Origin of the sequence: Actinoplanes sp. NPDC048967, from assembly GCF_040649415.1 — a bacterium.
In the GTDB taxonomy this organism is placed as follows: Bacteria; Actinomycetota; Actinomycetes; order Mycobacteriales; family Micromonosporaceae; genus Actinoplanes.
On sequence record NZ_JBEZFL010000003.1, the window covers coordinates 928,989 to 941,864 of the forward strand.

Sequence of the window (12,876 nt, forward strand, 5' to 3'; positions counted from 1 at the left end):
GGAGATTACTCCTCGACGCGGCACACCTCGAAGCCGCCCGTCTGCCGGTTCTGCCCGAGGTAGGCGCGCAGGTCGGCGCGGTCGCCGTCGGAGTAGGTGACCGTCACCGGCGCGGAGAGCTGGACCAGCTCGACGTTGCCGACGTCCCAGGCGGTGATCGGCTCCCCGGTGGAGACCCGGCTGGTGAACTGGGCCTCGGTCTCCTGCTCCTTGGCCTGCGGACAGAGCTGGTCGTAGGCCTGCGACCATTCGCGGTCGCGCAGCGCCTCGAGGTAGTCGCCCACGACCACGTCGGCCTGCTCGTTGAGCGCGCTGCTCATCACCCGGGTCAGGCCGACGGCGGCGGCCACGCCGGCGCCGCAGACGAGCACGAGCACGCCCGCGCCCAGGCCGAGCGCCACGCCGACGCGCCGGCCCCGGCCCTCGACGGGCGGGGCGGGGAAGGGCGGGAACACACCCGGGCCCTGCGGCGGCGGTGGCGGCTGCTGCCCGAGAAGGGTCATGGGATCAAGCGTACGGCTCAGCGCCAGGGCTCGGTGGCCCGGTCGCTGGCCACGACCACGACCGCGGCTCCGGGCTCGGCCGAGGCGAGGGTCTCGAAGGCCGACGGCTCGTCCAGCGACTCGGACAACAGCGGGGTGGCGTACACCTTCACGTCGAAGCCGCCGAGGGCGCGCCGGTAGGCTCCCACGGACTCCCATTCGGTGACCAGGGTCCAGTAGGCGGGGTCGTCCAGTGCGCGGGTGAGCCGGCCGGAGAGATAACCGGGCCGTTCCGCGAGGGCGGCGAGGGCGGCGTGCGCCCGTTCGGTGAACGAGTCCTGCGTGTCGCCCGGGACGATGAAGCGGTTGAGCACCAGCATGGGCTGAGCCTACGCACCGAAGGAGTACGGCCGACGTGACACCACCTCCGTCCGACAACCTGCTGCGCCGGCTGGCCCGGGTCAACCCGACGACGGCCTTCCTGGCGGCCCTGGCCGTGCTGCTGGCCGGGCTGTTCCTGCCCGGGATCATCGGCGCCGCGCTGCTGTTCCTGCTGGGCGCGGCCCTGGTGGCGCTGACCTTCACGACCTGGCCGGTGCAGTCCGGGCCGGTGCGCGCCGTACGGGTGACGATGCTGGTGCTGCTGTTCGCCGCCGTCGTCGCCAAGGTCATCTGACACATGCGCTTTTGACAATCATTACCAATACGGCGCACAGTAGGTGGCATGATGCGCCGCCGCCTGCTCGCCACCGCCGCCGCTCTGCTGGTGGCCGCCGGCGCGGGCTGCGCCGACAAGGCGAGCGGCTTCGGCACCGACGGGCGGCTGGACGTGGTGACCGCCTTCTACCCGCTGCAGTTCCTCAGTGAGCGGATCGGCGCCGACGCGGTCGCGGTCAGCCAGCTGACCAAGCCGGGCGCCGAGCCGCACGACGTCGAGCTCAACACCCGCCAGGTCGCCGCGATCAGCGACGCCGGACTCGTCGTCTACCTCAAGGGCTTCCAGCCGGCCGTCGATGAGGCCGTCGCGCAGGAAGCCAAGGACAAGTCCCTCGACGTGGGCACCGCGGTGGAGCTGCTACCCGCCGCCGAGCACGAGGAGGAGCACGTCCCGGGTGAGCCCGAGCACGCCGAGGGCTCGACCGACCCGCACGTCTGGCTGGATCCGGTGCGCTTCGCCGCGATCGCCGACAAGCTCGCGCAGCGCCTGGGCCAGGTCGACCCGGCCCGGGCGGCGGGCTACACCGAGCGGGCGGCCACGCTGCACCGCGAGCTGACCGCGCTGGACGCGGAATACGCGACCGCCCTGAAGAGCTGTGCCCGCCGTGAGGTCGTCACCAGCCACACCGCGTTCCACTACCTCGCCGACCGCTACGGGCTCACCGAGATCGGTATCACCGGCATCTCACCCGAGTCCGAGCCGTCGCCGCAGCGCCTCGCCGAGGTGGCCGAGCAGGCCAGGGCCACCGGCACCACCACGATCTTCTTCGAGACCCTGGTGAGCCCGAAGGTCGCCGAGACCATCGCCCGGGAGGTCGGCGCGCGGACCGCCGTCCTCGATCCCCTCGAAGGGCTCACCGAGCCGGATACGGACTACTTCTCCGTCATGCGCAGCAACCTGACCGCCCTGACCACCGCCCTGGGATGTACGTCATGAGCGTCGTCACCGTCTCGCACGCCGCCGTCTCCTACGGCGGCCGGGCCGTGCTGCAGGACATCGACCTGGACGTGCAGCCCGGCCAGGTCGTCGCGATCCTGGGCGCCAACGGCTCCGGCAAGTCCACCCTGATCCGCACCATCCTCGGTCTGGTGCCGCTGGAGGCCGGGACGGTCACCCTGTTCGGCACCCCGCAGCGCCGGTTCCGGCAGTGGGCCCGGATCGGCTACGTCCCGCAGCGGATGGGGGCCGGCAGCGGCGTGCCCGCGACCGTCGGCGAGGTCGTGGCGTCGGGACGGCTGGCCCGCCGGGGCATCTTCCGGCCGTCCGGGGCCGCCGACCGCGAGGCGGTCCGGGCCGCGCTGACCGACGTCGGCCTGCTGGACCGGATCGCCGACCCGGTCAGCACCCTCTCCGGCGGCCAGCAGCAACGCACCCTGATCGCGCGGGCCCTGGCCGGACGGCCGGACCTGCTGATCCTCGACGAGCCCACGGCCGGCGTCGACGCGGCCAGCCAGGACGCCTTCGCCGCGGCGCTGCGCCGCTTCGCCGAGGCGGGCGGGACCATCCTGCTGGTCGCGCACGAGCTCGGGCCGATCGAGCCGCTCATCGACAAGGCCGTCGTGGTGCACCACGGACGGATCGCGTACGAGGGTGCGGTGCCCGAGCCGGCCGGCCACCACGCCGAGCCCGGCCACGACCACGTCCACCCGCACGCCGAGGCCGAACGGGCCCGGATCTGCGTGGCCCCCACCGACCGGATGCCGGCGAACTGACCCGTCCGACCGCCCCGCCCGCCGCCCTTGAGGGGACTGAAGACCTATCGACCTTTTCTCGTACGACTTCATGATCCGCGCTCTGCTGGGTGCGCTGATCATCGGCCTGATCGCCCCCGCGCTGGGCATCTATCTGGTGCAGCGGCGGCTGTCGCTCATCGGTGACGGCATCGGGCACGTCGCGCTCACCGGCGTCGGCGTCGGCCTGCTGCTGAACCAGTCCCCCGTGCTCACCGCGGTGGTCGTCTCGGTCATCGGGGCGATCGGGGTGGAGCTGGTCCGCGAGCGGGGCCGTACCTCCGGTGATCTGGCCCTGGCCCTGCTCTTCTACGGCGGCATCGCGGGCGGGGTGGTGCTGGTCGGGCTCTCCGAGGACAGCAGCAACGCCAACCTGATGCAGTTCCTCTTCGGCTCGCTGACCACCACGTCGCGGCAGGACCTGATCGTCATCGCGGTTCTCGGCGTCGCGGTGCTGGTGGCGATGCTGGGGCTGCGCCAGGCGCTGTTCGCGGTCTGCAACGACGAGGAGTACGCCCGGGTGTCCGGGCTGCCCGTGCGTACGCTCAATCTGCTGATGGCCGTGACCACCGCGGTGACCGTCACGATCGCCATGCGCACCGTCGGCCTGTTGCTGGTCAGCGCGCTGATGGTGGTGCCGGTCGCGGCGGCCCAGCAGGTCACCCGCGGGTTCCGCAGCACGATGGCCGCGGCCATGGTGATCGGGGTGGGCTCGGCCGCCGCCGGGGTCTGGCTGGCCGGCGAGGTGGACACCGCGCCGGGCGCCACGATCGTCATCCTGGCCATCGCCGCTTTTGTCGCCGTGACCGTCGGCGCCGGGACCTGGCGGGTGTTGCGCCGCCGGTCGGCCCCGGGCCGGCCGCACGCCACGGCCCAGCTGGAACCACCCGAGGTCGTGCTGCAGGCGGAGGCCCGATGAGCAGTAACGTGGCACCTGTGCCGACGAGCGGCTACGAGGCGTACGAGGCGGCCGGTGAGCTGCTGCGCGCGCTGTCGGCGCCGATCCGGGTGGCGATCGTCGCGGAGCTCGGCGCCGGCGAACGCTGCGTGCACGAGCTGGTGGAGAAGCTGGGCGCGCCGCAGCCGCTGGTCTCGCAGCACCTACGGGTGTTGCGGGGCGCCGGCGTGGTGCGGGGTGCACGGCGGGGCCGCGAGATCGCATACTCACTCGTGGACGAACACGTCGCTCACATCGTCGCCGATGCCGTCAGCCATGCGAGGGAGGGCTCATGACCGAGGACAGCGTTGTTGTCCGGAACACCAAGCAGCGCAGTGCGGTCAGCGCCGTTCTCGCCGATGCCGAGGGCTTCAACAGCGCCCAGGAGCTGCACGCCATCCTGCGTGAGCGGGGTGAACGGGTCGGCCTGACCACGGTCTACCGCACGCTGCAGGGTCTGGCCGACGCCGGCGAGATCGACGTGATGCGCCCGCCCGGCGGCGAGCACCTCTACCGCCGGTGCAGCCAGGGCCACCACCACCATCTGGTCTGCCGGTCCTGTGGGCGGGCCGTCGAGGTGGAGGGCCCGGCGGTGGAGACCTGGGCGGACAAGGTCGCCGGCCGGCACGGCTTCGTCGACGTCTCGCACACCATGGAAATCTTCGGTACCTGCCCGGACTGCGCGGCGAAGCGTTCCTAGCCCGCGCGTGGGACGCTGTCGCGCGTGAAGATGTACGCCGACCGGCTGCCCACCGCCGTCCGCCAGCTGCTGACCGATCTCCTGGTCGTGTTCTGGGTCTACGCCTGGATCCGGGCCGGTCTCTGGGTCAACGACATGGTCGAGAAACTCGGTGTGCCGGGCCAGAAACTGCAGGAGGCGGGCACCGGGATCGCCGGCAACCTCGGCGATATCGGCGGCAAGGTGGGCCGGGTGCCGCTGGTCGGCGACGACCTCACCGCGCCGTTCAACAGTGCCGCCGACGCCGCGAAGTCGATCGCCGAGGCCGGCCGCCAGCAGCGGGAGGTCGTCGACAATCTGGCGCTGACGATGGCGTTGCTGATCGTCGCGGTCCCGCTGGCGCTGGTGCTCTTCCTGTGGCTGCCGAAGCGGCTGCGCTGGATGCGCCGGGCCGCGGTGGCCGCCCAGGTGCGCACCGAGCCGGCCGGTCAGGACCTGCTGGCGTTGCGGGCCCTGGCCAGCCGGCCGCTGAACGAGCTGGCCAAGCTCGGCCCGGACATCGCCCAGTCCTGGCGCAACGGCGACGCCGCCGCGGTGCAGGCGCTGGCCGCACTCGAGCTCAAGGACCTCGGGCTCAAGCCCGCGAAGCCTCGCTAGGCTCGGCCGCGTCCTCGGCGAACTCCTCGTCGTCCTCCTCGTCGTCATCGTCGACCCAGTTGCGGCGGGTCCACGGGACGGCGGCCCAGAAGGTCAGGAAGAACAGCGCGGCGATGCCGGTCAGGATCAGCGCGACCCAGATGTTGGTCAGGTAGTCGGTGATCAGCAGCACGCTGCTGACCATCGAGATCAGCATGAACGCCAGGCCACCGGTGGCCATCTTGTGCGCGTAGCGGACCAGCTCGGGCTTGCGGCCCTGGCGGAACAGCGCCCGGTGGAACGCCACCGGCGAGATGATCATCGCGGTGGCGGCCGCGGCGGCCAGCAGCGCGACGATGTAGGTGTCCTTCTGGAAGTCCGTCGTCTTCGGGAAGCCGTTGCTGAAGGGCAGAGTCAGCAGGAACGCGAAGAGGATCTGCACGCCCGTCTGGGCCACGCGCAGCTCCTGCAGCAGGTCGGCGAAGTTACGGTCCCACCGCTGCTTCTCGGTCTCGTGCTTGCTCCGTCGCTTCTCGGCGGCCATCGAACCTCCTTCTCGGTGGACGGATGGTTGCCCGAACGTGAACGGCGTCAAACTCCGATGCGGGCCAGCGCCACGTCCGCCAGCGCGCGCGGCGCCTCCTCCGGGATCCAGTGGCCGATGCCGCGCAACGTCACCATCCGGTAGTCGGCCGCCACCCAGGTCGCGGTGGCCAGCGCGGCCGGTTTGCCGACGACCGGATCGCCGTCACTCCACACGTACGTGGTCGGCACGGTGACCTTGCCGACCTTGGCGAGCTGCCCGCTGGACAGGGCGCGGTACCAGTTCAGCGCGCCGGTGAGCCGGCCCGGCTCGCGCATGGCCGTGGCGTAGAGGCCGGCCCGGGCCCCGATCGGGCGCATCATCTGACGCAGTGCCGTACCGCCGGCCCCGAGCAGCAGCCGCTCCGCGGCCCGCGACCGGAACACCCCCATGTAGGCGAAGCGCAGCTTCTGCGACGGCTGGTTGTGCAGGGCGATACCGAGCCCGCGCGGGTGCGGCACCGACACCGCGGTCAGGGTGCTGACCCGGTCGGGGTGCCGGTCGGCGAGCAGCCAGCCCACCTGCGCACCCCAGTCGTGGCCGATGACGTGCGCTGCACCGATCCCGAGCTCGTCCAGGACCGCGACCGCGTCGGCGGTCGGCTGGTCGAGGCGGTAATCGGCGACCGCGGCGGGGCGCGCGCCGGGTGAATAGCCGCGCTGATCGAGGGCGTACGTGCGCAGCCCGGCCGCGTGCAGCCGGGGCAGGATCAGGTCGAACTCGCGATGGTCCTGCGGGAAACCGTGCAGGAGGAGCACCGGTGCACCGTCGGCCGGGCCGCCCTCGTACACGTCGAAGGTGAGACCTCTGGCCTTGATCTGCATGTGACGCCTCCTACGCTGTCCCGTACAGCCGTACGGTGTTAGCGTTCATCGAAACACAAGCACCACGACGAACATGCAATCCGACAGGGGAGCGCACAGCGCTGAGAGTGCGGGTGACACCGCAGACCCTCGAACCTGATCTGGGTAATGCCAGCGCAGGGAGCTCGGTCATTCTCCAGCCGCGCCGTGTCCGGGAGACGTCCCCGGCCACGGCGTCGCGTCTCCTCCCGGTACGAGCTGGGAGGCACATCACATGCAGCACCGTTGGCGCACCATCGACATCGTCATCGCCTCGATCATCGCGGTCGCGTTCGGGGTCATCTTCTGGGCCTGGGGCCTGCTCTGGAACGGCCCGGCGGACGCCATCCCGCTGCCCGGCCGGGCCATCCTGTACGGCGTCTGGCTGGTGCCGGCCGTCCTGGGCGCCCTGGTCATCCGCAAGCCGGGCGCCGCGTTCTACACGCTGACCCTGGCCGCCCTGGTGTCCGTCGCGCTCGGCACCAGCTGGGGCTGGACGCTGGTGCTGCAGGGACCGATCGAGGCGGCCGCGGCCGAGCTGGTCTTCGCCGCGTTCGCGTACCGGGTGTGGAACCTGCCGGTAGCGGCGCTGGCGGCGGCCGCAGCGGGGATCGCCGCGTCCGTCTACGACGCTTTCGTCTGGTACGGCGGGACGTCGTGGGCGACGTTGCGGCTGCCGTACATCGCGATCACCGCGGTCAGCGCCGTCCTGGTGGCCGGTCTGGGCAGCATCCTGCTGGTCCGGGCGCTGGCCCAGACCGGCGTGCTGGACCGCTTCGCCTCCGGCCGCGAACGCGCCGCCGTCTAGTCATGACCGATTGCACCGAGCGTCGCCGGCCGGCGGCAGACGACGGCCGGGACCGCGAGGGCCATGAGGGCATGACAAAGGGGGCATAGCCATGGGTGAGCTGGTCCTTCGGGGGTTCGGGTGGCGGCACGCCGGTCGTAGGGCGTGGGCGGTGCGCGGGGTCGACCTGCGTGTCGCCCACGGCGAGCGGGTGCTGCTGCTCGGGCCGTCCGGAGCCGGCAAGTCCACGCTGCTGGCCGCGCTGGCCGGGCTGCTGCCCGAGGACTCCGGCGAGTCCGAGGGCACGGTCGAGATCGACGGGCTGGACCCGCGCAAGGCCCGCGAGCGGGTCGGCATCGTCTTCCAGGACCCGCAGACCCAGCTGGTCATGTCCCGCAGCGGCGACGACGTGGCTTTCGGGCTGGAGAACCGGGGCGTACCGGCCGGCGAGATCTGGCCGCGCGTCGACGAGGCGCTGGACCGGGTCGGCTTCGGCTACGGCCGGGACCGGCCGACCGCGGCGTTGTCCGGCGGTGAGCAGCAACGGCTGGCGCTGGCCGGCACCCTCGCGCTGCGCCCGGGCCTGCTGCTGCTCGACGAGCCGACCGCCAACCTCGACCCGGCCGGGGCGGCGCTGATCCGGGCCGCGGTCGCCCGCGCGCTGGGCGACGACACCACGCTGATCATCGTCGAGCACCGGGTCGCGGAGGCGCTCCCGCTCGTCGACCGGGTGATCGTGCTGGAACCGGGCGGCGGGGTCCGCGCCGACGGCCCGCCGGACGAGGTGTTCGCCGCGCACGGCGACCGGCTGGCGGAGGAGGGGGTCTGGGTGCCGGGTCACCCGGTCGCCCCCCGCCGGGCCGTCTCCGGTCCGGGTGCCCCGCTGGTACGCGCCGAAGCCGTCACCCTGCGCAACCGCCTCGCGCCCACCAGGCTGACCGTCCACGAGGGCGAGGTGCTGGCGGTGACCGGCCCCAACGGCGCCGGCAAGTCCACCCTGGCGTTGCTGCTCGGCGGGCTGCTGAAGCCCACGTCGGGCACGATCGACGCCGTACCGGGCGGGGCGCCGCACCGGTGGCGGGCCGCCGAGCTGACCACGAGGATCGGCTCGGTCTTCCAGGACCCGGAACACCAGTTCGTCACCCACCGGGTCGCCGACGAGCTGGCGCTGGGCCCGCGCCGGATCGGGCGCCCGGCGGCCGAGGTCGGCCGGGTCGTCGACGACCTGCTGCAACGGCTGCGGTTGGAGAAGCTGGCGGGCGCGAACCCGTACACGCTCTCCGGTGGGGAGGCCCGGCGGCTGAGCGTCGCGACGGCCCTGGCCACCGCGCCGCGGCTGCTGGTGCTGGATGAGCCCACGTTCGGCCAGGACCGGCGCACCTGGATCGAGCTGGTCGACCTGCTGGCCCGGCTGCGCGACAACGGCCACGGCATCGTCGCGGTCACCCACGACGACGACTTCGTGGCGGCCCTGGCCGGCTCCGTCCACCGCCTGGAACGGGCCGTATGACGCTCACCCTGCCGACCTTCGAGGCCAGCACCGCACCGCTCGCCCGGCGCAACCCGGTCGCCAAGCTCGCCGCCGCCCTGCTGTTCAGCGCCCCGCTGATCGCCACCCTGGACCCACTGACCCCGACCATCGCCCTGGCCGTCGAGCTGGCGGTGCTGCCGCTGTTCGGGATGCGCTACGGCACCCTGTTCCGGCGGGCCTGGCCGCTGGTGCTCGCCGCCGGCGGCATCGTGATCACCTTGGTGCTGTTCGCGGCCGAGCGCACCGGGGCCACCGTGGCCACGCTCGGGCCGTTCGCGGTGACCACCGGGGTGCTGGTCACCGCGCTGGGCATGGTGTTGCGGGTCTTCGCGATCGCCCTGCCGGGCATCATCGTGTTCGCCACCACCGACCCCACCGACCTCGCCGACGCCCTGGTGCAGAACGTACGGGCGCCGGCCCGGTTCGCGATCGGCGCGCTGGCCGCGTTCCGGCTGGTGCCGCTGCTGGGCGAGGAGTGGCAGATGCTGAGCCTGGCCCGCCGGGCGCGCGGCATCGACGCCGGGCGCAACCCCGTGGCCAAGCTGCGGCTGTTCGTCTCGACGGCGTTCGCGCTGCTGGTGGGGGCCCTGCGGCGGGGCGGGCGGCTGGCGGTGGCGATGGACGCGCGGGGCTTCGACGCGGGCACGCCCAGGACGTACGCCCGCCGGCAGACCTTCGGCCGGGCCGACGCCGCCCTGATGGCCGGCGCGATGCTGGTGTCCGCCGCCGCCCTGACCACCAGCGTCCTGGTCGGACTGTTCCGGCCGATCATCGGCTGAACGTCGGGACGCGCCGCCGCCACGGTAGCCGAGTCCGCCCGGGTGACCTACCGCAGCCGGGTGACCACTGACTGTTCCCGCGCGATGATGCCGCGTAGCGTCACGGGCGCCACGCTGTGTAGTCGATGAAGGGTGCTGTGGACCCATGACCGATCCGTATCTCCGGGCTCCGCACGCACCGGCCGCGACCCACTACCCGCCACCCGGCCGGGCCGTGCAGCCCTACGCTCCCCCGGTCCAGCACGCTCCGGCCGTCTATGCGCCCGGACCGGCCGTGGCCTGGCCCCGGCCCGCGTCCGCGACGGTCAGCGCCGGCGGCCGGCTCGGGGCGGCGGTCCTGGACGTCCTGCTGATGGTGGTGACCTTCGGGATCGGCTGGCTGATCTGGTCGATGATCACCTGGAGCGACGGGCAGACCCCCGGCAAGCAGCTGCTGGGTCACGTGGTCGCCGACGCCACCACGGGCGAGGCGTTCGGCTGGGGCCGGATGTTCCTGCGCGAGTTCCTCATCGAGGGGCTGCTGTTCTGGATCCCCAACATGCTCACGCTCGGCCTCTTCGGCATCGCGGACGCCCTCATGGTCTTCCGGGCGGACGCGCGCACGCTGCACGACATGATGGCGGGCTCCATCGTCCGGCACCGGTAGCTCGTCCCACCCGCGCCTTTTGATGCGCGGCTGCGCATGAAACCCTCCCGTGTTCGCGCACCGGTCACCCCGGCGCCATCCGGCGTTGCGGTGCGGCCGCGAGATTGGCCAGGTCATCCTTGTCGATCTTCGGGAGCCATGGGACATGGGTCACGGCCATCACCACCACGATCACGACCACTCACACGACGCCGGCGGTGCTGCCGACGTACCCCCGGCCCTTGATCTGAGCGTCCCGGACAGCGAGCTGTCGCCCGCGGACGTCTCCCGCCGCGGTTTTCTGCGCAGCGCCGGCCTGCTCGGGGCCGGCGCGGCCGCGTCGGTGCTCGCCACGCCGTCGGCCGCCGCGGCCGCCGGGCTGCCACACTCGCACGGCCCGGCCGGCGGCGGCACCGCCAAGGGCGGGTTCCGCTGGCTCGCGGGTGACCACCACATCCATACCCAGCACAGCTCCGACGGCCAGTACCGGGTCATCGACCAGGCCGGGCACGGCCGCGCGTTCGGCCTCGACTGGGTCGTCATCACCGACCACGGCAGCAACGCGCACGCCAAGATCGGCGTGGAGAAGGTCAACCCGGACATCCGCAAGACCCGCGAGGAACTCCCCGACCTGCTGACCTTCCAGGGTCTGGAGTGGAACATCCCGGCCGCCGAGCACGCCACGGTCTTCGTGCACCCGGGCCGCAACGAGGTCGGCGTGCTCAAGCAGTTCGAGCAGACCTTCGACGGGTCGCAACTGCCGGCCACCAACACCACCGAGCAGAACGAGGCCGCCGCGATCGCCGGCATCAGATTCCTCGGTGAGCAGGTCCGGGCCCGCAAGGTCGAGGGTGCGCTGTTCCTGGCCAATCACCCGTCGCGGCGCGGCATCGACTCACCGCACGAGATCCGCAACTGGCGTGACGCCGACCCGACCGTCGCCATCGGCATGGAGGGCGCCCCCGGCCACCAGGCCGCCGGCATCCCGGCCCCGAACGGCCGCGGCGGCGCGCGCGGCCTCTACGACAACAACCCGTCGGCCGCGTCGTACCAGGGCTACCCGCCGGAGACCTACCGGACCTGGGGCGGCTTCGACTGGATGACCGCCACCGTCGGCGGGCTCTGGGACAGCCTGCTGGCCGAGGGCCGGGCCTGGTGGGTGACGGTCAACTCGGACAGCCACGTCAACTACCTGGACCAGTCCGACCGCGGCCCGGACAGCGACTTCGAGGCCAACGGCCGCTACAACGACCCGGTGTACACCGGCAAGGTGAACACCACCGCCGGCGACTTCTGGCCCGGCTTCTACGGCCGCACCAACGTCGGCTCGACGTCGTTCTCCTACCGGGCCGTCATGGACGGCCTGCGGGCCGGGCGGGTGTGGGTCGACCACGGCCGCCTGATCAAGAGCCTGGACGCGCGGGTCCGGGTGGCGGGCGACCGCCGGGCCGCCACCGGTACGCCGCTGGGCGGTGTCCTGCACGTCAAGCGGGGCACAGCCACCGAGCTGACCCTGGAGATCGACCTCCAGGACGGGCCGAACTGGGCGCAGTTCGTCCCGGTGCTGTCCCGGGTGGACGTGATCGTCGGCTCGGTGACCGGCCCGGTTGCCGCCCGGGACACCTTCACCGCTCCGGACACCAGGGTCGTCAAGTCGTACGAGGTGACGCCGGGTGCCCGCACGCTGTCGGTGACGTACCGGCTGGGCCGCCTGGACAAGCCGTTCTACCTGCGGCTGCGCGGCACGGACGGCAAGCGCACCCAACCGGGCCTGATGGGCGCCGAGGTGGACCCGGCGGGCCCGAAGCTCGACGTGCTCGGCGACGCCGACCCGTGGGGCGACCTGTGGTTCTACACCAACCCGATCTGGGTCCTGCCCCGGTGATGACCGACCGGACCGCGGCCGCCGCCACCCCGGCGGCGGCCGCCCCGGCTCTGGCTGACCTGCCGGTGCGCGGGGTCAGCCTGGGGCATCCCGACACGGTCGCTGCCGAGCACTGGCTGGCGTCTTTGTCCCCGGCGCCGGTGCTGGCCTTCACCCACCTCGTGCGCTCACCGCGCCCGCACGTGGCGCTGACCCTCGTCTTCGCCGACACCGCGCCGGCCGGTCTCGATGCCGCGCTTACCTCCGCCGGCACCGCGCCCGCCTCCGCCGGCACCGCGCCCGCCTCCGCCGGCACCGCGCCCGCCTCCGCTGGCGGCGCGGCCGGTGGTGGCGGGGCTTTGCCTGCCGGCCTCGTGGCCTCGTGCCCGGAGGCTGTTGCTGCGTATGTGGCGCGCAGCTCGGGCCGGGCGGTGCTCTATCCCGGGGTTGAGCTGCTGGTCGGCACGTTGAGCGTGGCTGACGTGCTCGCCCGCAGCGCGATCGAGCAGGTCGAGGTCCTCGGCGGTGGCGCGGCCGACCCGGCCGATCTGATCGACACGGGTGGCTTCGTCCGTCCACAGTGGCAGGCGGGTCGGCTGACCCTGCTCACCAGCCCGGCGGCCGGCGGGCGGCTGGTGCCGTTCGAGACCCGGCATCCGACCCCCTGCTGCGCGGCCCACTGA

At 72.7% G+C, this 12,876-nt stretch carries 17 protein-coding genes and 1 riboswitch; of the genes, 13 read left to right on the plus strand and 4 right to left on the minus strand.

Features of this window, described 5'->3' with window-relative positions:
• Window positions 1–5 precede the first annotated feature (5 nt).
• Window positions 6–503 (minus strand): hypothetical protein, encoded by a 498-nt coding sequence (locus AB0C12_RS16970; protein WP_360548763.1) that lies wholly within the window; start codon window positions 501–503, stop codon window positions 6–8.
• Window positions 504–520: 17 nt separating this feature from the next.
• On the minus strand, window positions 521–862 hold the full coding sequence (locus AB0C12_RS16975) for an antibiotic biosynthesis monooxygenase (RefSeq protein WP_360548765.1): 342 nt from the start codon (window positions 860–862) through the stop codon (window positions 521–523).
• A 35-nt stretch (window positions 863–897) separates the two neighbouring features.
• On the opposite strand from AB0C12_RS16975, the gene AB0C12_RS16980 reads away from it, so the two are divergent.
• From AB0C12_RS16980 to AB0C12_RS17010, 7 genes are read left to right on the plus strand one after another with little or no spacing between them, the layout of a single operon-like run.
• Entirely contained in the window at window positions 898–1,158 is a 261-nt protein-coding gene (locus tag AB0C12_RS16980; RefSeq protein ID WP_360548767.1) for a DUF6703 family protein, read from the plus strand.
• 51 nt (window positions 1,159–1,209) lie between these two features.
• Entirely contained in the window at window positions 1,210–2,136 is a 927-nt protein-coding gene (locus tag AB0C12_RS16985; protein ID WP_360549046.1) for a metal ABC transporter substrate-binding protein, read from the plus strand.
• Window positions 2,133–2,912 carry a metal ABC transporter ATP-binding protein gene (locus AB0C12_RS16990; protein WP_360548769.1) on the plus strand — a complete coding sequence of 260 codons (780 nt, stop codon included), beginning with the start codon at window positions 2,133–2,135 and terminating at the stop codon, window positions 2,910–2,912. The genes AB0C12_RS16985 and AB0C12_RS16990 overlap by 4 nt, the downstream gene beginning before the upstream one ends.
• A 46-nt stretch (window positions 2,913–2,958) precedes the next feature.
• Window positions 2,959–3,849 carry a metal ABC transporter permease gene (locus AB0C12_RS16995; protein WP_360549048.1) on the plus strand — a complete coding sequence of 297 codons (891 nt, stop codon included), beginning with the start codon at window positions 2,959–2,961 and terminating at the stop codon, window positions 3,847–3,849.
• Complete coding sequence (locus tag AB0C12_RS17000) at window positions 3,846–4,163, plus strand: metalloregulator ArsR/SmtB family transcription factor (RefSeq protein WP_360548771.1); 318 nt, start codon at window positions 3,846–3,848, stop codon at window positions 4,161–4,163. Before AB0C12_RS16995 ends, AB0C12_RS17000 begins: the two co-directional genes overlap by 4 nt.
• Window positions 4,160–4,567, plus strand: a complete 408-nt coding sequence (locus AB0C12_RS17005) for a Fur family transcriptional regulator (RefSeq protein ID WP_360548773.1) — start codon at window positions 4,160–4,162, stop codon at window positions 4,565–4,567. The genes AB0C12_RS17000 and AB0C12_RS17005 overlap by 4 nt, the downstream gene beginning before the upstream one ends.
• A gap of 30 nt (window positions 4,568–4,597) precedes the next feature.
• Window positions 4,598–5,203, plus strand: a complete 606-nt coding sequence (locus AB0C12_RS17010; protein WP_360549050.1) for a hypothetical protein — start codon at window positions 4,598–4,600, stop codon at window positions 5,201–5,203.
• On the opposite strand, the gene AB0C12_RS17015 is transcribed toward AB0C12_RS17010, so the two are convergent.
• Both AB0C12_RS17015 and AB0C12_RS17020 read right to left on the minus strand, forming a co-directional pair.
• Window positions 5,181–5,726: a DUF6328 family protein gene (locus AB0C12_RS17015; RefSeq protein WP_360548775.1), complete on the minus strand. Its 546-nt coding sequence runs from the start codon at window positions 5,724–5,726 to the stop codon at window positions 5,181–5,183. The two genes, AB0C12_RS17010 and AB0C12_RS17015, sit on opposite strands and share 23 nt — an antisense overlap.
• Window positions 5,727–5,773: 47 nt before the next feature.
• Window positions 5,774–6,589, minus strand: coding sequence for an alpha/beta fold hydrolase (locus AB0C12_RS17020; protein WP_360548777.1), 816 nt, complete (start codon window positions 6,587–6,589; stop codon window positions 5,774–5,776).
• A 75-nt stretch (window positions 6,590–6,664) separates the two neighbouring features.
• Window positions 6,665–6,769, plus strand: a riboswitch (TPP riboswitch).
• Between the two features lie 73 nt (window positions 6,770–6,842).
• Here AB0C12_RS17020 and AB0C12_RS17025 point away from each other — a divergent pair.
• The 6 genes from AB0C12_RS17025 to AB0C12_RS17050 all read left to right on the plus strand — a co-directional run bounded on the left by AB0C12_RS17025 (window position 6,843) and on the right by AB0C12_RS17050 (window position 12,876).
• Window positions 6,843–7,415, plus strand: a complete 573-nt coding sequence (locus AB0C12_RS17025) for an ECF transporter S component (RefSeq protein ID WP_360548779.1) — start codon at window positions 6,843–6,845, stop codon at window positions 7,413–7,415.
• Window positions 7,416–7,506: 91 nt separating this feature from the next.
• On the plus strand, window positions 7,507–8,904 hold the full coding sequence (locus AB0C12_RS17030; protein WP_360548780.1) for an ABC transporter ATP-binding protein: 1,398 nt from the start codon (window positions 7,507–7,509) through the stop codon (window positions 8,902–8,904).
• Window positions 8,901–9,704, plus strand: coding sequence for an energy-coupling factor transporter transmembrane component T (locus tag AB0C12_RS17035; RefSeq protein WP_360548782.1), 804 nt, complete (start codon window positions 8,901–8,903; stop codon window positions 9,702–9,704). Before AB0C12_RS17030 ends, AB0C12_RS17035 begins: the two co-directional genes overlap by 4 nt.
• A 145-nt stretch (window positions 9,705–9,849) precedes the next feature.
• Entirely contained in the window at window positions 9,850–10,350 is a 501-nt protein-coding gene (locus AB0C12_RS17040; protein WP_360548784.1) for an RDD family protein, read from the plus strand.
• A gap of 145 nt (window positions 10,351–10,495) precedes the next feature.
• Window positions 10,496–12,214 (plus strand): histidinol-phosphatase, encoded by a 1,719-nt coding sequence (locus AB0C12_RS17045; RefSeq protein WP_360548786.1) that lies wholly within the window; start codon window positions 10,496–10,498, stop codon window positions 12,212–12,214.
• Window positions 12,214–12,876: a hypothetical protein gene (locus AB0C12_RS17050; protein ID WP_360548788.1), complete on the plus strand. Its 663-nt coding sequence runs from the start codon at window positions 12,214–12,216 to the stop codon at window positions 12,874–12,876. Before AB0C12_RS17045 ends, AB0C12_RS17050 begins: the two co-directional genes overlap by 1 nt.

What these genes read in the sequence shown, in the direction of transcription:
- AB0C12_RS16970 (WP_360548763.1), bottom strand. Translation starts at nt 503, where the DNA reads ATGACCCTTCTCGGGCAGCAGCCGCCACCGCCGCCGCAGGGCCCGGGT.
- AB0C12_RS16975 (WP_360548765.1), bottom strand. Translation starts at nt 862, where the DNA reads ATGCTGGTGCTCAACCGCTTCATCGTCCCGGGCGACACGCAGGACTCG.
- AB0C12_RS16985 (WP_360549046.1), top strand. Translation starts at nt 1,210, where the DNA reads ATGCGCCGCCGCCTGCTCGCCACCGCCGCCGCTCTGCTGGTGGCCGCC.
- AB0C12_RS16990 (WP_360548769.1), top strand. Translation starts at nt 2,133, where the DNA reads ATGAGCGTCGTCACCGTCTCGCACGCCGCCGTCTCCTACGGCGGCCGG.
- AB0C12_RS17000 (WP_360548771.1), top strand. Translation starts at nt 3,846, where the DNA reads ATGAGCAGTAACGTGGCACCTGTGCCGACGAGCGGCTACGAGGCGTAC.
- AB0C12_RS17005 (WP_360548773.1), top strand. Translation starts at nt 4,160, where the DNA reads ATGACCGAGGACAGCGTTGTTGTCCGGAACACCAAGCAGCGCAGTGCG.
- AB0C12_RS17010 (WP_360549050.1), top strand. Translation starts at nt 4,598, where the DNA reads ATGTACGCCGACCGGCTGCCCACCGCCGTCCGCCAGCTGCTGACCGAT.
- AB0C12_RS17015 (WP_360548775.1), bottom strand. Translation starts at nt 5,726, where the DNA reads ATGGCCGCCGAGAAGCGACGGAGCAAGCACGAGACCGAGAAGCAGCGG.
- AB0C12_RS17020 (WP_360548777.1), bottom strand. Translation starts at nt 6,589, where the DNA reads ATGCAGATCAAGGCCAGAGGTCTCACCTTCGACGTGTACGAGGGCGGC.
- AB0C12_RS17025 (WP_360548779.1), top strand. Translation starts at nt 6,843, where the DNA reads ATGCAGCACCGTTGGCGCACCATCGACATCGTCATCGCCTCGATCATC.
- AB0C12_RS17030 (WP_360548780.1), top strand. Translation starts at nt 7,507, where the DNA reads ATGGGTGAGCTGGTCCTTCGGGGGTTCGGGTGGCGGCACGCCGGTCGT.
- AB0C12_RS17035 (WP_360548782.1), top strand. Translation starts at nt 8,901, where the DNA reads ATGACGCTCACCCTGCCGACCTTCGAGGCCAGCACCGCACCGCTCGCC.
- AB0C12_RS17040 (WP_360548784.1), top strand. Translation starts at nt 9,850, where the DNA reads ATGACCGATCCGTATCTCCGGGCTCCGCACGCACCGGCCGCGACCCAC.
- AB0C12_RS17045 (WP_360548786.1), top strand. Translation starts at nt 10,496, where the DNA reads ATGGGTCACGGCCATCACCACCACGATCACGACCACTCACACGACGCC.
- AB0C12_RS17050 (WP_360548788.1), top strand. Translation starts at nt 12,214, where the DNA reads ATGACCGACCGGACCGCGGCCGCCGCCACCCCGGCGGCGGCCGCCCCG.